Raw genomic sequence first — 17755 nt, forward strand, 5'->3', positions numbered from 1 at the left:
ATTCGGAAAGCCTCGACCGCACATCCACTTCGCAGCCCCGATCAGGTCTGGGCGGGGGTAGATCTTCCAATGGCACGCGCCGCCTCTTCCCGGGCTCGAATGTCTGTTCGCCAAGTTGCCGCCAAGTTGCCAAGACGGGCACATACGGCGCTGCACTGGGGCCTACGCAGTTGACACCGTCTGCGGACCTATCTGCACGTATGCGACAGGCTCGAACACAGGTGCATATTCTCCGGCTCCTTTACACACCAGCGGTCGGGGGTTCGAAACCCTCCGCGCCCACCAACAAGTGCGGGTAGAAGGGATTTTTGTCCTTGGTGGCTGCCTGTGGTTGACCCATCGTTGACCCATTTCTTTCTGTCCACGGTCTCCATGGCGTCTATGGAGTCCGTGTAGTCACTCTGGTACCAGCGACTGTTGGACAAAGCGAGATTTAGTCCGCACGGCCTGGAGCGCGACCTTCCTGTGTGCTGGATTTCCTTTTCTTGCTTCTGTAGCAAACTATGCTCTATTGTCTGGATTTGGCGGCAGGTGTTCATTGCCTGCATGCGACAGGTATAGGCCTGTCGCTTCGGGTAGATCAGCGTGGACGTGACGTTTCCGAGTGGGGACGCGCCAGGTGGCCGGCTCGGCGCCAGGGCGGTGACCCGACGAGATTCGGCTTACGGCCTTGCTCTACTTAGGATTTCATCCTTGCCTGGACCACGAGTGCCCTGCGTTTCGGAGGTCACCGTTGGAGGTCGAACTCGTGACCGCTCGACCTCGGTTAGGTGTTCGATATCTCGCTTGGGTCGCGAAGCGGTCGTGGAACTCCCTAACGTGGAACCGTCGTTGGAGGTGCTTGCTTCTAATCGCCGCGCAGTTCTAGCTGAAGCTTACGATGAGATTCGGCTTGGTCGTGGTGAATTCATCTCTGACCGTGACCCCGAAATATACGGTCAAGAAATCTGGTTCGAGGCCACGCTGCCTGCGGGTGGTCGTGTTGCGATAATCCAGAGCGAGATTCTGGTTACTTTTCCAGAATTCAAACCACGTGTCTTAAGTTTCCTTTTGACGGCACCAAAGCCTGTATTTGAAGATTGTGCACTGGATTTCAGAAAGCTGTTCGATTCGATCCTCGTGAAAGAAAGCGAGTAGGCGATAATGCAATACAGACCGGCATCGGTGGCTCTTATCTTGACCCTCCTTGTGGTGCCAGGGTGTTCAGTCAAGTCGACGTGGCATGCCGGAACGGCAACGTCCGAAACGCCACCGACCTCATCCGTAAGGCAGATTCCGAAAGAACAGGCCGGAAAGATCGCGGCTCAGCGCCTTGAGGCTCAATTTGGTGGCAAGGTGGAATCAGTTGTATGCGAAGGGCCTCTTGATGCGACCGTTGGCGCTACCCAACGATGCGTGATGAGCGAGGGCGGACAGAAAGCGGTCCTGACCCTCACTGTCACAAAGATTGAGGGAGATAAGGTCGACTTCCGTATAAAGGTCGATGACCACCCACTCCCGGAGTAATCGCGAATTCTGACTACTTAAAGGTCTGCACGACATCTAACTACCAATGATGGAAGCCGTAGTCGGTTGGTGAGGCATCCGTGCGGGGCAAGACTTACGGCAGTCCAGTCGCGTCAGAATAGGGTTGCTTGCTGACTCGGTCCCACGCCAGCAATCCAACAAGTACCAGCCAGCAGGCCACCGCGCTGAAGGCGAGCACCTTCTCTAATTCCAGGCTGATACCGAGCAATTCGGGACTCCATCCGAGGATATTGATCAGAATGGATTCTTCGCGGCTTTGGTCATCGACATCGACGATCACAACACCGAGTATCAGCATGATCAGCCAAAACGTTGCCTGGGCGATTGCCTGGGCGGAGGAAAGCCGCACCGGTCTTCCGGGCTGCGAGAACGCCAGGGCTGTCGAGGCAATCAACGCTACGACGAGAACTGGGACGATGAACACCAGCATGAGTAGCGAGATCCAGCCCAGCGTTGCGCCGAACAGGCCACGGCCCACCCACACCCACAGCGCCGCCACTACATTGAACGGGATCATCACATCGAACACTGCGCGGCGGAATTTGATCATCTAGCAAACATTAACATCAGGGCAAGCAGCCAAGGGAGTCTCCTGCGCCAGCCACCACCACGACCATCAGCGACCCAGTGACCTTGATGACCTAGCCGGGGCTCGCGGGGTGCTCGTTCCTCATGTCGGCCGCGCGTGGGCTCCGGCTGAGACCCGTATGCGCCGCACGCCCACCGGTGACCAGGTGACGATCGTTGGAGCCACGCTTCCCGTCGCCACCGACGACATACCCGCTATCGCGGCCGGACTGCTGGCCGCCCGCGCGTTCTGCGCATCCCACAAGCTGGGCTGAGCGCGCCGGCGGTAGGCTGATCGATGGCTGCAATCCCGGTGCTGCAAAGACGGGCGATCCGGGTAGGGGATACCGGGAGTTTCTTCTGCTCGCGCCCGTACCAAACATCTAGCCGTTCACCGCGGTCCTTGGCGATGTCCGCGTTCCGGATCTCGCGCAGCAGTTCGCCGCGCACTATAACGCCAAGCACTGACCGTGGACCCGGAATTTCGGCCGCGTTCAGCCGCCCCCACCGCCGTCGCACCCGCCTCCACTATCACTGAATCCGCCGCTATCGCAGAATCCACCACCGCCACTGTGGTCTGAACCGAATCCGCCGAAGTAGCCGAATGATCCCGTGTCGGTCCCGGATCCTGGGCCATATCTGGGCGTATTGCCTGAAGGGTCACGGCGTCGCCGTGCAGGGGCCCGCGGCCTGGGGCTCTCAGATCGTGACGCTGTAGGTTGGTGCGGCTTACTGGCTTCTGGCGTGCGACGGGCATCCCTGTGGCCCGCTTTGCGGGCCAACTGCCAGCCGAAGCATCCGAGTAACACTGCTATCAGTGCTAGCGCCATCAGTGCAATCCCCACAGAAGCTCCTCCCTGAGCCTGGCCGCCACTTTGCTGAACGTCTCTTCATATTGCGTTGGTTAGTGCGTGAGTGCCAGGCGGGCAACATCTGCGTGAGCACTAGAGCTTGCCACTGAGATAGGGGATCTTGTGACCCCCAGCCCGTCGAACACGCAGTCCGTGAGATCGCCAGAAGCCACGCCTTCGGCGATGAGCCAGCGACGAACCGATTTGGCCAGCGCCGAAGCTTCTTCGGCCGTCGTATCAAGGTCGCCGATCTTCTGGAAGCAGTCGCCCATGGGCAAACGCTATCGAGTGCCGTACCTGCTCGGGGCGGAGAGGGCCAATGCCTAGAGCTTCGCGGCCGTGCCCAGTGTCCGGATGCCCTAACCTGATCCGCTTCACCCGCTACTGCCCTGAGCACACGCAGGCATGGAGCGGTCCACGCACAGCTTCCAGTCGGGTCACTAGTCAACGCCGATGGCGAGAGCTGGTCCCGAAGATCCTGGACCGAGACCGCTACCTCTGCCGGATCCAGTACGAGGGCATCTGCACGGGCCGCGCCACCGTGGTGGACAAGGAGCAGCCCGCGTCGCGCCTGCCAGATCTGGCGTTCGATTGGGACAACCTGCGCGCTGCCTGCGAGCTCTGCAATGACCACAAAGCCAGGACCGAGGACCGCGGGTAATGCTGCGGGTGGACTCACACCGACTGGCTGTGACCTACTTGCGGCGCAGCGTCCAGTCTTCTCGCATCTCGCGATTGAAGCGCCATCCGATCCCATCGAACGGATTCCACGATCTGCTGCCCACTACCCGATGACGGTAATAGGCAGGGCCAGCAAGGATCATGTACACCACACCGTTGGTGCTAAACCCACCAAAACCCAGCCCCGGGAACGCCAGGTACACGGCGCCCCCCAGGAGCAAGCCAAACAGCATCACTGTTATTGCCTTGCGCCACATGCCTTTGACAACGAAGTAGATGGGTCCAAAGAACAAGGCCGGCAGGTTGAAATAGGAACGCATTCTGACCGCGAAAGGCCGCGCTTTCGCTGCGGCAACTGCCTGCGGCGTGAATCTCGTGCCGTAGCGGTCATAAAAGTCGAACTTGAGCCGCCAGTATGCCGACAAGTCGCTGCGATCGTCCGTCACGGTCAGCAATCTAGCAAACTTCCAGGTTGATGCGATCGACACTGGCAGCCATGCTGACGTTATGGCGCAAGGCATTGTGAAGTTCTTCAAGTCTGAGAGGAGCTGGGCTGCGATCACGTCGCTTGAGCTACCTGACGGGTTGGATGCGTTCGCGCACTACCCGGCGATCGAGGACGACGGCTTCCGGATGCTCAACGAAGGGGAGCGCGTCGAGTTCGACTTCGAGCAGAAGCGGCAGGACAGCTTCCGGTACGTCGCTACCTGCGTGCGTCGGCTCTGATCGCCATCGAACCGATTGACGGTTCCGGCCCAGCGCGGGTGCATCCTCGTGAGGAAGGCTGTAATCGGATACCGCGAGTTCTCGGCGAGCACGGTATCGATTCCACACTTGGGACATAGAGCGGAATCGTCGTAGTCGGTCCATTCGGTGATCGTGCTCGATGAGTAGATTGCCAGACAGTAGAAGCCGCCGCTGACGCCCGACCTACTCAGTGCGGCAGGGTTGTCGTGCGGTGGGAGTGGGCCTTATCGACCAACTTTCGTCCCCACATGCAGGTATCGTTGCAGACGCTGGCGCAGACCTGCAGTCACCGCCCCCTACTCGCCACGGATGCGCGGAGCATTTTCGGGCTCGATTTCTGGCGGGTCGCACACCACATGGGAGGCAGCCACGCCCTGTACTCAGAGCTGTTCCAGTATCGCCAGGACCCGGATCGCCGCGGCGAACCAGCGATGGGGTGCCTCGATGCTATCTGCGGAGCTCAGGGCCTTGCCGAATTGGCGCAGCGTAGAAGCTGTTTGATGGAATCCCACAGCAGCGAGATCGTTTGCACAGGAATGTATTTGCTGCTGTATACCGGCACGGCAGTGGTCCAGCCCGGTGTGCGCGATCTGGGACAATAGCGACTGTGCTGTCAGCACTGAGCGGTGCAGCGGATCGGGGGGAACGTCGTGGTGCTCCGGCAGTGCGCCGGTTGTGGCCGGCGCGAAATCGAACACGGACACCTCGGTGCCCAACAGGGCGGCCAGTGGTTCCACGATCGGGCGCCCGTGTGAACGTCGCGCGATCCCGCTGAGAAGTACCGGTTGGGTTTGTTCTCTGATCATGCTCAAGGCGCGGTGCAGGGCGTCGAGCGCTCCCGGTGCCACTGAGCGATATTCGTCGGCGATGAGTGCCCGGCCGTCGTGAGCGTCGGCAACCTCGGCCACCAAGCGCTGATCGCCGGGGGAGTAGGACATGGACACCACCCGGTGTACCGCGAACACCCTGACGAACTCGGCCTCGATCCGCGGCCTGACGAATCGAGGTGGTTGTGAGGTGATTTCGCGTTCTAGGAGGGAAAATTCGTGGTGGGCCAGATGATCGGGCAGCGATTCCCAGGCGCGTCCTAGCGGGAGCACGGACGTCTTGGCCACGGCCGAGCGGGTGAGTTCGAGTCCGCGATTGGCGTGCCGCACTGCGGACTCGGTTACCACCGAAGAACTGGCGAGCCGCTGCAGGGTGGTGCCCGCGATGCGCCTCCGTCCCACCACCTCGCCGGCGAAGCCCGGATCGTCGTCGACGGGCCAGCTGCGGTGGATGACCATCGGGATCGAGTCGCCCACTAGATAGACCGTCGCCGATACCGCGTCGTCCATTCGGGTGAGACGCGCGCCGAGCGCGGTGAGACGGGTCAACCGGATTCGGGTGGAGGCCTTTTCCCCGGTGCCGAGGATCTGTGCCCGGGTCAGGCGTGGGCTGCTGGATGCCAGACTGCGAGCATGCACTTCGGCCAACAGCTCGGCCACTCGCAGATCAGAGAATGCGGCGTGGCGGGTGCGATACGCGCTCAATTGGGTATGCAGGTCCTGCAATGTGTCGGCAAGCCATCGGATGTTGTCGCGGTCGAGGTCCGCTGCTGCTCGATCGAGCTTCCCCGACAGCACGTCGGTGACGTTGACGGTTCCGGAGCGCAACAGCTCCGTGGCGAGATCGCGGGCTTCCGCGGTGGGCTTTTCGTCCCGCTCGGCGGTCGATGCGACCTCGATCTCTAGGCGCGTTGTGCCGGGATCGATCGCGTCCGCGAGGCGGAACGCCCATACCGCCAGCACAACGGTCACCGCGGAGGCCTGCTTGTCCGCATCCGTGAGGGCGAAGTCGAGATGTTCGGGAATCATGAAACGAACTGTGCTGGAGGGTAGTTCTACCGTGGGTGGTTGACCGCGCCGAACCGTTGCCGGATAGCCGGCGGCTCGGCGGCGCTCGGCGGCCTTCATGGTGGCCGCACCGAATGCCGCGGCCAGTTCGGCGTCGGTGAACATCGCGGGTGACCAGTCGGAACCTGCCTTGGCATCTTCTGTGTCCTGAGCGGCCCGCTGGTATCCGAGTACCAGGCCGATGCGGTGCCGGCACAGTGTGGTTGCTCCGCAGGTGCAGTCGGCCTGTGTGAGGGCTCGGTCCACCGCCAGTGTTGAGACGTTTCCGTCGTGCCAGCGGGCGGTGACGGTGCCGTCAGGTGCCTGTGATATCTCCGGTGGTGTCTCCGAATCCAGTTCGCGCTGGGCGCGTTTCACCAGGCCCTTATTCGTCAGCCCGATGAGCGCCGCCTCGGTGATGATGTCGAGGTCTGGACGGCACGGTTTTTCAGCCATGCGCGGCCAAACATTCGGCGAGGAAGTCGACCAGATGCCCGGGCGTGAGGGCGCCAACCTCGACCCCGAAGGAGGCCAGCAGCTGGCCGACTGCGCGGTCATAGGATGGCTCGGCGTTCTCATCGAGCGCGGCCAGTGCGAACACCTTGCTGCCCTGCTCGACCAGGGCACGGAGTTGGCCGGTGAAGCTTCGCGGGTCCCCGCCCTCGAACAGGTCGCTGATGAGCACGAAGATGGTGCGCTGCGGGTTTTCGATAAGCCCAGCACCATAGGTCACCGCCTTGGCGATATCGGTGCCGCCGCCCAGCTGGACCTTCATCAGCAGCTCCACCGGGTCGGTGAGATCCCTGGTGAGGTCGACGATCGAGGTGTCGAAGGCGACGAGATGAGTCTTCACCCCAGGCAGGTTCCACAGGCAGCTCGCGGTGACCGCGGAGTGGATGACAGATCCGAGCATCGAACCGGACTGATCGACCAGCATAATGATCTGCCACTTCTCGAGATGGCGCCGACTGCGAGAGGTGAACAGCGGCCGTTCGATCACGATGCGGCGGTGCTCGGTGTCGTAGTGACGCAGGTTGCGCCGGATGGTGGCACGCACATCCAGATCCCGTGAGCTGCCGCGGATGCTACGCCGGCGTAGTCGCGGACCCGAAAATGCTTCCCGCACTTGGATGGACAGCTTGTCGATGAGATCCTGCACGACGACCGCTACGAGCTTGCGGGCCATGTCGAGCACGTCCTGGTTCATCAGATGTTTCGTTCGCAGCACGGCGCGCAGCAGGGTCTGGTTGGGGCGGGCGCGGGCAAGCACGTCGGGATTGGTCACGATCTCTTGGATCTGATAGCGCTCCAAGGCGTCTCGTTCCAGACGTTCGATCGTGTCGCGGGGAAAGAGCCGATGCACCTCGTTGATCCACTCGACGGTGCCGACGAGCGACTCACCGTCGCCTCCGGCGCGTTCACCTGACGGCCGGGTGCCGCGAGCCGCCAGCTCGTCGTCGCGTCCGTACAGCCACGACAGCGCGGCATCGCGGCCGGCCATGTCGCCGGTGAGCCGGGCGCAGTTGCCGCCCGGCTCACCCAGAATCAGGCGCCAGCGTTGCAGCATAAGCTCGTTCGGGTCTTCCTGCTGGTTCACGGGTTCAGTCCCGCTTCCGACAGCAGGTTGTCGATGCGCTCCTCGATCCTCGCGGCATACGCCAGCAGCGCGGGATCGGACTCGGTGCGTACGCATGCCCGTCCTACGGCCGCCCGGCCACGCGCCACCAGTATCCGGTCGGCGATGCGGGTGCGCTCGCGCGGCGGAAAGTACTCGAAGGCCTGGCGCACGGCGGGCAGAGCCGCCAGGAAATCGCGTTCGGTCATATCCTCGACGATGTGGTCGAGGGCGGCGATCACGTCGAATCCCGAGCCGTCCTGAGTGTGCAGAACCTGTTCTCGCGCAAGACCGAACACGCCGACGAGAAAGTCCCCGAGGGTCTCGGGCAGGCTCAGGGCCCGCACCATGTCCACCGGATCGACGGCAGCCTCGTCGTCCAGCCGCCAGCGGACGCCCAGGGCCGCACCGCGCAGATCAGGTGGAGCCTGTGGGTCTTGGCTGATGCGTTCCATGGTGTCCAGGAAGGCGGGTCTGTCGAGGGCAGCCGCCTCACCGGCGTGCGTCAGTGCATCGCAGACGGCCGCGAGGGCGGCGACTTCGCGGCGATCGGCGTCGCGTGTGCGTGCCCGGGCCGACTCGGCCAGCCATTCGATCCTGCGTACCGCGGCCGCGATCAGCGGCGGAAACCGGTCGTGCTGGCGGACCTGGTAGATCCAGTCGTGGCGCCACAAGGCCAGCAGCGCGGACAGGAAGGTACCGAGCCCGCCCAGGTCGTAGCTGTCGGCGATGGCCTGGGCAGCGGGGGGCACGAGCTCGCCGAGCACCTCGTCGCTGCCGCAGAGCACGGCGTCGAACAGCGCCGGGCCGAGCGTGGCCGGTGTCGTGCTGCCATCGGCCACCGATTCGCGCAATACATGTGCCGCGGCAGCGCCGAGGGTAGCGCCGTGGGCACTGGCCTCCAGAAGTTTGGGAAGTTGGGTATCCCGCACCTGCAATTCCCAGCGTTCCGTGGTCGCCGGGTCCGTGCCGGCGGTGGGTCCCGAGATGCGCTCGAACCCCGGGATGCTCAGCACCCGAAGACGGTTCAGGATGCGGCTGCGGTCAAGGTCAGCCTCGACGGTCAGGGTGAGCCGGACTTGACGAGGCGGCGTCAGATCGTGTTCGGCGAGCAGTCGCTCGACATCGGGTACCAGTGGCGGCAGCGGGGTGTCGGGATGAAGCTCGCCGTGGGCGGTGCCGGTGAGGGCCGCGAGCATTTCCAGGACGGCGGGATGGGTTCCGGTCTGCAGCACACCGCGGGCAGCCCACGGCAGCGGAGCCGGTAAGTCTTCGGTGATCAGGGCGGCCGCCAACCCGTCGAGAATATCGGCGCGGGCGCGCACGGGGTGTCCGCGCAGCCGGGCCAGGCCCTCGGAGAGGGACTGGGCCGCAATCAGATCCGCGGTGGAGACGGGGACATGACGTTCACGCAGCCGGCCGGCGACATCCGCGATGAGCCGCTGGCCGGCCGCTTCTGCACCGTTGTGCCATACCTGGTGGTAGTAGCCCGGCGAGGGCATACCCGACTGATAGCCGGAGAACGCGTCGAGGCGCCGGTAGGAGTAGGGGATGAGGTAGTTGCCGACGCGGTGGCCCTCCGGGGACGCGGGTACCGCGGGCCATTGCGCCAGATCATCGCGTTCGGCGGTGAGTGAAACGAGCGCCGGTCGGTGAAACCCTCCGGTCACCACCACGATGGGGCGTCCACGAGCGAAGTATTTTGCGGCGCAAATCCACTGGGCCATGTACTCCTCGCGGGCCGCATCTGAGTCCCCACCCCGCGCGTCCCCACGCAGGGTGTCGAAGTACCGGGCCAGGGTGTGGTACTCGGCCCCGGGCACCTCGACGAGGTGATCCCACAGCACGTCGTTGTTGTCCATCCCGAACTCCGCACACAGCCGGGAGGTGACGGCAATATGCCGGGCATCGGCATCGGAGTAACGGTTGGTTCTTTCCTCGAAAGCGTGATGCCAGGCCGGAAGGTCGATGAACCGGAACTCGGCGCCCACGGCCTTGGCCGTGGTCAGCGCCACCCATTCCGGGGAGTAGTCGCAAAACGGTGCCCAGATCATCCGGTGGACGTCGGGGCCGGTAAGGAAGCTGAACAGGGCGATCGGCAATCGGTGTCCCAGCAGCAACTCGTCGATTCGATCGTTGAAGTCGGCGCTGCCTTCGACGAGAACGTAAGCCGGAGAGACGTTGCGGATCACATCGCGCACCAGCCGGGCACATGCCGGGCTGTGGTGGCGAACCCCGATGAAGTGGACGGTCAATCGGCGCTCAGTAGGTGTCGGGCCTGATAGAAGTCCTTCCAGGCCTTTCCGTTTCGCCGGGCGGCGTGGTGGTCAATGTAGGTGCGCACCTTGGTGAGGTCGTCGGCGTTGTCCTTGACAGCAGTGCCGGAGATGGCCTCCACGATATCGGCGGCAGACCCGGCCTCGCGGCGCAGGAACCAGCCCCGGATACCCACGGCGTGCGCCACCGACACGGCCTCCGCGGTGCTCATCACGGAGCTGAGCGATTCGATGGGGGTGCCGTCAGCGGTTCGGCCCGTTCGCAATTCGCGGAATATCGTCACCAGGACCGCCAGCACGTCGGGGCTCTGAGCGATCGTGACGCCGGACTCCGCGAGCATCCGGGCAGACTCGGTGGTGACCAGGGCCAGCTCGGTCTCCATATCCCTGATCGGAAACACCGTCTCGAAGTTGAAACGTCGCTTGAGCGCGGCACTCATCTCGTTGACACCACGGTCCCGGGTGTTCGCAGTGGCGATCACGTTGAAGCCGGCCCGTGCGAAAACCAGCCCGTCGGCGCCGTGCAGTTCCGGGATGGCCAACACGCGCTCGGAGAGTACCGAGAGCAGACTGTCCTGAACTTCCAAGGGACAGCGAGTGATTTCCTCGAAGCGCACCACCTTGCCGGTGCGCATGGCCGATAGCAGAGGGGCCGGTACCACCGAATCCGGGCTGGGCCCCTGTGCCAGTAGCATCGCGTAGTTCCACGAGTACTTGATCTGATCCTCTGTGGTGGCGGCGCCACCCTGGATGACCAAGGTGGACTCGCCGCTGACGGCGGCTGCGATCAGTTCGGACAGCCAGGATTTCGCGGTTCCCGGATCGCCCACCAACATGAGACCGCGGTTGGTGGCCAGGGTGACCAGCGCGCGATCGATCAGGGAGGGATCGCCGACGAATTTGCGCTCGATACCGAGCGTGCGGTCGCCGAGAATGAAGGCTCTGGCCGTTCGCATGCTCAGCGCCCAGCCGGGCGGCCGGTCGTCGGGGTCGTTGTCGCGCAGCCGCCGCAGTTCCTCGGCGTACCGGATCTCGGCCGGTGGCCTCTGCAGATCACTTGTCACAGTGGTCCTCTCGCGTCAGTCATGATCGGTGCCGCTCCAGCTCCGTGAGGTCCGCCAGGATTTCGGAGATGAGTACGGGGTCGATATCACCGTAAGTCCCGGACGACAGCCAGACTCGCTGGATGGTCTGGTCTCCCAGCATGTCCGGTTCGCCCACCGGAATCCCCGGATCAAGGTCGATGCTCACCTCGGCACCCGAGGGCAGGGTCTGGATGACGCTGTTCTGCACCCCCGCATCGGCGGGAGTGTCACGGTTCCAGCCCTGTTTGGCCAGGCCCAGCAGCACGCGCGACGGCACCGTCAGCTTGTCGAACCGGGATAGGACGTTGGTGGACTTCTCGGAGTCGGTGAGTCGGTATACCGGACGGCTCAGTTGCGGAAATGGTTGCAGCAGTTCATAGTCCGCGAGCAACTCGGACCAGGCGGCCAGCAGCTCGGCGGCCAGCTGGGCGGGATGCACCACACCGACGACAGCGTTTTCGTCCAATTCGAACGGATTGTCTTCGGCGTCGGCGAAGGAGTTGTCCTCGGCGACCCGGAAGCTCTTCAGCAGTGGCGAATTGGGCTCTGCAGTCTCGTAGGCGCCCCACACCAGTCGGCGTACCAGCACGCCGACCAGGGGATGGGACACGAAGTAGGCGCGGAAGTCCGCGGCGTCGAAGCGGCGCTGATACCGCATGGCGCGCTGCAGCCGGGCGATCTGATCGGAGGCCGCGCCCCGCACGTCCTTCTTCAGGGCCGAGAACTGTTTGGTGGCTGCGGCTGCCAGGTCCGGGTCGTCGGTGGCCGCGGGCTTAGGCAGGGCCTTGCGTGGCTTGCCGTCGGCGTCGGTGAGGTAGGGCTTAAGGCTCTCGTCGAATCCGATGACGAACTGTCGGGGCCCGAAGTCGAGCGTGGCCGTACCTTGCGGGGACAAACCGAAATCCGGGACGAGCCGGTCGCCCAGTTGCTCAGGGGTCAGCTCCAGTTCGTCGGCGATCTGCTCGATCTTGTCGGCGGCCTTGGCCCGCAACGCCTTGAACGGTACCTTCTGCGAAATGCGGTAGAGGTGCATGAGCGCGACATCGGTCCCGATGTCGGAGAGCACATCCAGACCGGCAACCGCGCGCTGGTGTGCGCTTTCACCCGGCCAAGCCTGGATCAGTGGCGAGAGGGAACGCACCGTGTCGTCATCGCCCAGCCAACCCTGCAGGCGCAGAACCCACACATCCTTGCTGGAATAGTCCATCCGGCGGTACTGCTGGAACAGTGCCCACGCCCACTGCGCCAGCGATCCCGGATCACACACTGCGGCCACGGTTTCCAACCCGAGGTAAGGCGCGTCGGCATCGCCGAGCTGACACATGGTGATCAGCGCCGGAACCAGCTCCCGGGGCAACGCCGAGTGCCGCCCGGGCAAGGCGATCTGCGGAAGCAGTTGCGGTCCGAGCCAAGCGGGTAGTGCGGGGACCCGGGCCGGCAAGATGGTCAGTGGATCGGTGTCCAGCAGCACGGCGATGGCGGCGGCGGGCTCATCGCCATAGCTGCGCGCACGGTCGACGACCTCCTCCGAGTGATTCGCCGCCAGTCGGCGCAATGCCGCCTCGGCGCCCCGGCGACGGGCTCCCGCCTTGCCCAGCGCAGCAGGTACCAGATACGCCACGGCGTCCAGCCCGTGACAGCGAAGCCAATCCAGGGCAACGGTGCGGAGTTTGCCGCGGCGCAGCAGGAATTCGGCCATCCGGGGCGCCACCTCGTGACTGCGCACCGGAATCAGCGTGTAGGCGGCCGCCACCGCGCTCTTGTCGAGCGCACGTACGGCGGCGGGGTAGGCATCCGCGCCGAAGCGTGCCAGCGCATAGGGCAGCCATCCCGCATCCCAGTAACGGGCAGTTGGTGCCCAGTGACGCACCAACGCCAACGCATCATCGCCAGAAAGCTCGACCAGTGCCCCTTCCATCTGCCAATCCGAGTAACTGCCTTCGGCGAGGCGCTGCCAGGACGGCATGTACTGCGGTGTGAACCGGAAGGTGGGCTGCCTGGCCAAAAGACGCTCGCGTTCTCCCGGCGGCCAATGAAAGGTTACGGCCAGCTCGGCCCGCAGCTCGAATACCGGCGGTTTGGCGGCCTTCTTCCGGCCGATCCACGGTGGATTCAGGAGAATCGTTGGTGGCGAGTCGGATTCGGGCAGGGCATCTTGCATTGCCGTGATCTTCTCGATGGTTGCCCTGGTGGCATCGTCCAGCGCGGGCGACGCAGTGGCTATCTGCTCGGGCTGGGTGAGCACGTAGGCCTGCAGCTCGACTGCGGCGGCTTCGGTTCCTGAGTGAGCCAGCGCAGGTAGGCCGACACTCGGGTGGCGCTCGAGAGCGGATCGGATGGCGCCGTAGCCGCCTCGGGTGCCAGCGTATCCGAGGAGCTGCCGGAATGCTTCGGGTGTCGGGCAGTGGGCGAGGAGGTCCATCAACTCGACACGCCCGTCGGTGTCGGCCCCGTTTTTGAAGGCGGCTGCGATCGCCTCGGTTACCGCGGTGCCGGCGCGCACCGCAGCAGTCGCGAAGCTGGGCATGCTGCTCGGTGGGGTGTAGATGGTCGGCGTGTTCACCACCAGTTCGTGTACCTGCGATTCCGTCTCCACCGCACATAGCAGCAGATCGAAGCTCCTATGGTCGATCGGAGTGAGGGCTAGCGCTGCGGCGACCAGGTCCGGTTCGGTCGGGGCGATATAGGCCGCGTGCACGGGATGAATCGCAGGATCGCGAAGCTCGGTGACCGCGAGGCGGTACTCCGCCTCGGGCAGTGTGGCGAGGGTCCGCCGCAGCAACTCGGGCTGCGCGGTTCGCCAGGACACCGCGGGGTCCGGCTGGTACGTCAGGCCCCGGTACCAGGAACCGAAATGCGTGGACTGCGCCCATGCCTGAATCGCCGGAGTGGTTCCGTATGTGTCCAAGGTCCAGGCGAGCAGGCCGACCGACCCGGAAAACCCGAGCAATGCCGGTAGTGCGAGCTTGAGATCGGGTTTATCCCAATCACATGCACGGATACTGTCGCGGACCTGATCGGTGGTGGACGACCGGGCCAGCTCCTTGTCGATCTCCACCGATTGGGCTTCGAAACAAACTCGGGCGCTGACCCTCTCGATCGGTTTGAGGGCCTGCGGATGGCCCCACCCGCGCCACGGGATCACCCGGTTGAGCCACTTGTCTGGCAATGAAAATGGGGTCATTGTGCAGTTGCTCCCGTCACGTCGGTGATGATTTCCGAAGCGAACACCAGACCTGTTTCGGCGAACGTGCCTCGATCCAGTCGCACCGATATTTCTTGGGTTTCGATCTCCCGTGGGTCTGCAGGGATGCCCGGGTTGAGCCAGATATCGACGAGGCGGCCGCCGGGCGCAGACCGCGAGATCTGCCGGCGGAATGGACCGTCGAACATCTGGCCGATCTCCCATCCCCGGCTGCTGAGTGCGGTGAGCGAGAACGTCTTTGCCGTGACCTGTGCGAATCTGGAGAGTTCCTGCTCCCGTAGATCCTGCTCGGTAGCGTTGATCACCGGCCGGTTGATCTGCGGGAAGGGCTGAAGCAGTTCGTAATCGGTGAATATCCTGCCCCAGGTGATCATGTGCTCAGGGGCGTGCAGTGGATGCGCGATGCCCACAGCGTGGGACGGGGCGAGGGACATCAGGGAGTCATTGTCGTCGGCAAGGGTCCGGTCCTCGGCCACCCGGAACAAGCTCAGCTGCCCGGTTGGCGAAAAGGCAGCCCACAGCAGGCGCCTGACGACTTGGATCAACAGCGGATGCGACACGAACAGTGATTCGAATTCCTCAACGCTCCAACGTCGTTCGTGAATCATGGCGTCTTCGAGCCTGCGCAGTTGTTCCTTCGCCACGATGCGCACCTGTCGGCGCAGTGCGGAGAAACGCCGGTAAGAGTCGTCGGCGCGGACGGCGTCGTCGCCCTTACCCGGTTTGGGTAGGGCCTTCAACACCGAACCTGATTCGTTGGTCACCACAGGCTGCAGCCGTTCGTCGAATCGGACTGTGAACGCCCGGCTGCCGTAGTCCAGTGCCAGGGCTGAGGCGTCGCTGAGGCCAAGGTCGGGTACCAGACGGTCTGCCATCTGTTCGGCGGACAGTGACCGGCTCAACGCAATCTCTTGTATCTTAGCGTTTGCCTTGTCTTTCAATGGTTTTGAGCGCTCGCGCTGAGAGATGCGATAGATGGTGAGCAGAGCGTGGTCGGATCCGATGTTGGCCAGCACGTCCAGTCCGTGGGGGACTCTGGCGCTGCGTCCTATTCCCGGCCAGCGCCGGATGATGTCGTTGAGCCGATCGACCGTCTCGTCGTCGGCAAACCAGGCTAGGGCGTCGAGCGCCCACGAGTGCCGGGTGGGTGCGCCAATGCGGTCCCACGCCTCGTACAGCGACCAAGTCAGCCGGCGCAGTGTCGCGGTGTCACAGATTTCGGCGATAGCGGTGAGCCCGGCGTAAGGATTATCGGGGCTCGACATCATCAGCATGACCCCGATGACGTTCACGCTCTCGGTCGGCAGAGACGTTCCGTCGGTGAGCGTAACGGGCGTCAGCAGCGCCCCTGCAGCCCAATCAGATACGGAGGGTATCCGTTTCGGAAACACCAGTAGGGGATCTAGCCCGACGATCTCGCCGATGGCGTTGGCGGCGGCATCGCCATAGTGACGGCTCGACTCGATGACCGCCGCGGGGCTGTCGGTGCGGGCCAGGTACCGCAGTGCTAGGTGGGTGCTCTCGCGAAGGGCGCGCAGTGGACCCAACGCCGCCGGTACCAACATCGGGGCTACGGCGGCTCCGTGCCTACGGAAGTAGGTCCGCGCGGCGATGGACAGGAGTCGGCGTTTTCCGGCGAGCCAGAGAGCGTGGGTCTCGGCAACCTCGCGAGTAATGATCGGCCCCAAGACCGCCGATGCGGACTCCGGTTCCTTCTCGGCCAGCCGGGTCGCCAGCCCGCCGAGTTCCGGTCCGTGCCGGTGCAGGGCTGCTGGAAACCAATAGCCAGCCGAGAAACACCAAAGTGGCACCCAGCGGTTCTCGATGAGCTTGCGGGCCAGCTCCGGCGGACCGCTGAGCAGAATCGACTGGAAATCGAAGCCGGACAGCTTGCCGCGCTCGCCGTCGGCCTCCAGATCACCCCAGGTCCGCGCACCCAACCGCGGCTCATGTTCGGGAAGATTCCGCAGCTTCTCCAATTCGTCTGGGGTCCAAGACAATTCGGCATCTGGAGGGGCGGGTAGCTCACTGAGGACGATGGGTTTGGCCTTCGGCTGCTTCGTGGTCCAAGGCGGGGAGACCAACAGCTCGGGCAAGTCTGCGGCGCCGACGGTGGGCGCGGCGTCGGGCACGGGAGCAGAGCCCTGCGGCAGGTGTGCCGTCAGGTGCGGGCGTAGCGCCAGATGCATGGCGAGCAGCTCGGCCGATGCCGGGTCGTGCCGCTCGGCCAGCTGGTCCGCGGCGCGCATCGGGAAGCGGGCCATCGCGAGCTCCACCGACTGTCGCACCCCAGGCTTGTTAGCATGCCGCAGCAATGCCGCGAAGGCGTCGTCGCCGGGAAGGCAGGCCAGCGCCTCGGAAACCACCGCGGCGCGCCCCTTCGACAAGTACCCGTCGAGAATGCGGTCCAGAACGGGCACCAGGGCCACCCCGAACCGGTCCACCAGCGTGGGCAGGATGCGCCGGTAGTCCTGGTAGTAGGAGTCCCAGCCGGTGTCGTGGAAAAGCAGCTCGCAGACCATGTCGATCGAGGAGACACTGGTCAGCAGCTCCAGACGGGAGCGGTTCTCGACAAGCCCGATCGGCTCCTTACAGGCCTCAGAAACCCATTGAGTCTCCGTCGGGAACATAAACGCCGCAATGCATTTCGTCTTATCCGAGATACGGGCCGGGGAGATCGCGTGCACCGCCTGCTGGTATTCCGTGGAGCCCACCAGGGTTAGTCGCCCGCGAAGCCGCAGCGCCACATCAAAACATTCGATCCGCACGTGGCTCCATACGTCAGGAACGGGCGAATCCGCGGAACTCCACATGCTGAACAAAGGAGGCCCGTCAGCCAGCTGGACCGCCGTCCATAAAGCGAAGGCAAGACCGTGCTCACAGATCCACAGGTCCGCATAGTCGGCAGGCTTGATGCCATCTAACAGGTTCAGGCGTGCCACCGCGGCAGCGCCGAGCGGATCTGGCTGCCCGGCGAGGTAGCGCCGCCCCGCCTCGGCAGTCTCGGGAAACGTCCGGTGGTACGCGAGCATCGCCTCGATATCGGCGCGCCTGGTCTCGAAGGTCGTTTTCCGTATCCGGGCGACGGCATCCTCGTCGACGGGACGTATCGGAATCGGCGGGCCGCCGCGCCGCGGCAAGATGAGTTTGCGCCACGAAGGCGCCATCGTCACCGCCGACTCATCGCTTGCCGAGCAGATATCTGCCACGACAGTTCCCCCCTAGTCTCATTGCTCGCCGGATTAAGAATAGCTGTACGGTCGACGGAGCTCTTGTGGTCACGGCGAACAGGTAGCTGAGTCACTGGCGCGACACGCTCGCGTTGGG

The 17755-nt window shown here is 64.0% G+C and carries 12 protein-coding genes and 2 pseudogenes; 4 read left to right on the forward strand and 10 right to left on the reverse strand.

Annotation, left to right across the window (positions count from 1 at the left end; genetic code table 11):
* Window positions 1-786 precede the first annotated feature (786 nt).
* Entirely contained in the window at window positions 787-1137 is a 351-nt protein-coding gene (locus HBA99_RS09300) for a hypothetical protein (protein WP_131822789.1), read from the forward strand.
* A 6-nt stretch (window positions 1138-1143) separates the two neighbouring features.
* Window positions 1144-1506 carry a DUF4333 domain-containing protein gene (locus tag HBA99_RS09305; RefSeq protein WP_199253019.1) on the forward strand — a complete coding sequence of 121 codons (363 nt, stop codon included), beginning with the start codon at window positions 1144-1146 and terminating at the stop codon, window positions 1504-1506.
* Window positions 1507-1600: 94 nt separating this feature from the next.
* On the opposite strand, the gene HBA99_RS09310 is transcribed toward HBA99_RS09305, so the two are convergent.
* Both HBA99_RS09310 and HBA99_RS09315 read right to left on the reverse strand, forming a co-directional pair.
* A complete protein-coding gene (locus tag HBA99_RS09310; RefSeq protein WP_070951164.1) occupies window positions 1601-2077 on the reverse strand; it encodes a hypothetical protein in 477 nt (158 codons plus the stop codon).
* Window positions 2078-2998: 921 nt separating this feature from the next.
* Entirely contained in the window at window positions 2999-3217 is a 219-nt protein-coding gene (locus HBA99_RS09315) for a hypothetical protein (protein WP_070951162.1), read from the reverse strand.
* Between the two features lie 74 nt (window positions 3218-3291).
* Between HBA99_RS09315 and HBA99_RS09320 the strand changes: the two genes are divergently transcribed.
* The gene (locus HBA99_RS09320; protein ID WP_235732351.1) at window positions 3292-3606 is read left to right on the forward strand and encodes an HNH endonuclease; all 315 of its coding nucleotides are present in this window, start codon (window positions 3292-3294) and stop codon (window positions 3604-3606) included.
* 34 nt (window positions 3607-3640) lie between these two features.
* On the opposite strand, the gene HBA99_RS09325 is transcribed toward HBA99_RS09320, so the two are convergent.
* Window positions 3641-4072 carry a DUF2628 domain-containing protein gene (locus HBA99_RS09325; protein WP_081347705.1) on the reverse strand — a complete coding sequence of 144 codons (432 nt, stop codon included), beginning with the start codon at window positions 4070-4072 and terminating at the stop codon, window positions 3641-3643.
* 61 nt (window positions 4073-4133) lie between these two features.
* Between HBA99_RS09325 and HBA99_RS24815 the strand changes: the two genes are divergently transcribed.
* Complete coding sequence (locus tag HBA99_RS24815) at window positions 4134-4352, forward strand: cold-shock protein (protein WP_070951160.1); 219 nt, start codon at window positions 4134-4136, stop codon at window positions 4350-4352.
* A 401-nt stretch (window positions 4353-4753) separates the two neighbouring features.
* Here HBA99_RS24815 and HBA99_RS09335 read toward each other — a convergent pair whose 3' ends face one another.
* The 7 genes and pseudogenes from HBA99_RS09335 to HBA99_RS09360 form a co-directional block, all read right to left on the reverse strand.
* Window positions 4754-6703, reverse strand: coding sequence for a hypothetical protein (locus HBA99_RS09335; protein WP_070951159.1), 1950 nt, complete (start codon window positions 6701-6703; stop codon window positions 4754-4756).
* Window positions 6696-7814, reverse strand: coding sequence for a VWA domain-containing protein (locus tag HBA99_RS09340; protein WP_070952271.1), 1119 nt, complete (start codon window positions 7812-7814; stop codon window positions 6696-6698). Before HBA99_RS09340 ends, HBA99_RS09335 begins: the two co-directional genes overlap by 8 nt.
* Before the next feature lie 26 nt (window positions 7815-7840).
* Window positions 7841-10117: a DUF5682 family protein gene (locus HBA99_RS09345; RefSeq protein ID WP_070951158.1), complete on the reverse strand. Its 2277-nt coding sequence runs from the start codon at window positions 10115-10117 to the stop codon at window positions 7841-7843.
* Window positions 10114-11202, reverse strand: a complete 1089-nt coding sequence (locus tag HBA99_RS09350) for an ATP-binding protein (RefSeq protein ID WP_070951157.1) — start codon at window positions 11200-11202, stop codon at window positions 10114-10116. The genes HBA99_RS09345 and HBA99_RS09350 overlap by 4 nt, the downstream gene beginning before the upstream one ends.
* A gap of 19 nt (window positions 11203-11221) precedes the next feature.
* Window positions 11222-14407: a DUF4132 domain-containing protein gene (locus HBA99_RS09355; RefSeq protein WP_070951156.1), complete on the reverse strand. Its 3186-nt coding sequence runs from the start codon at window positions 14405-14407 to the stop codon at window positions 11222-11224.
* Window positions 14404-14619 (reverse strand): annotated as a pseudogene (locus tag HBA99_RS25105) (hypothetical protein); the annotation flags it as partial. The pseudogene HBA99_RS25105 and the gene HBA99_RS09355, both read right to left, overlap by 4 nt.
* A gap of 21 nt (window positions 14620-14640) precedes the next feature.
* Window positions 14641-17595, reverse strand: a pseudogene (locus HBA99_RS09360) (DUF4132 domain-containing protein); the annotation flags it as partial.
* Between the last annotated feature and the right edge of the window lie 160 nt (window positions 17596-17755).

It is taken from the genome of Mycobacteroides chelonae, from assembly GCF_016767715.1.
GTDB lineage: Bacteria > Actinomycetota > Actinomycetes > Mycobacteriales > Mycobacteriaceae > Mycobacterium > Mycobacterium gwanakae.

Coding starts and splice junctions, on each gene's coding strand:
- HBA99_RS24815 (WP_070951160.1), top strand. CDS start 4,134: ATGGCGCAAGGCATTGTGAAGTTCTTCAAGTCTGAGAGGAGCTGGGCT.
- HBA99_RS09355 (WP_070951156.1), bottom strand. CDS start 14,407: ATGACCCCATTTTCATTGCCAGACAAGTGGCTCAACCGGGTGATCCCG.
- HBA99_RS09340 (WP_070952271.1), bottom strand. CDS start 7,814: ATGCTGCAACGCTGGCGCCTGATTCTGGGTGAGCCGGGCGGCAACTGC.
- HBA99_RS09310 (WP_070951164.1), bottom strand. CDS start 2,077: ATGATCAAATTCCGCCGCGCAGTGTTCGATGTGATGATCCCGTTCAAT.
- HBA99_RS09315 (WP_070951162.1), bottom strand. CDS start 3,217: ATGGGCGACTGCTTCCAGAAGATCGGCGACCTTGATACGACGGCCGAA.
- HBA99_RS09335 (WP_070951159.1), bottom strand. CDS start 6,703: ATGGCTGAAAAACCGTGCCGTCCAGACCTCGACATCATCACCGAGGCG.
- HBA99_RS09305 (WP_199253019.1), top strand. CDS start 1,144: ATGCAATACAGACCGGCATCGGTGGCTCTTATCTTGACCCTCCTTGTG.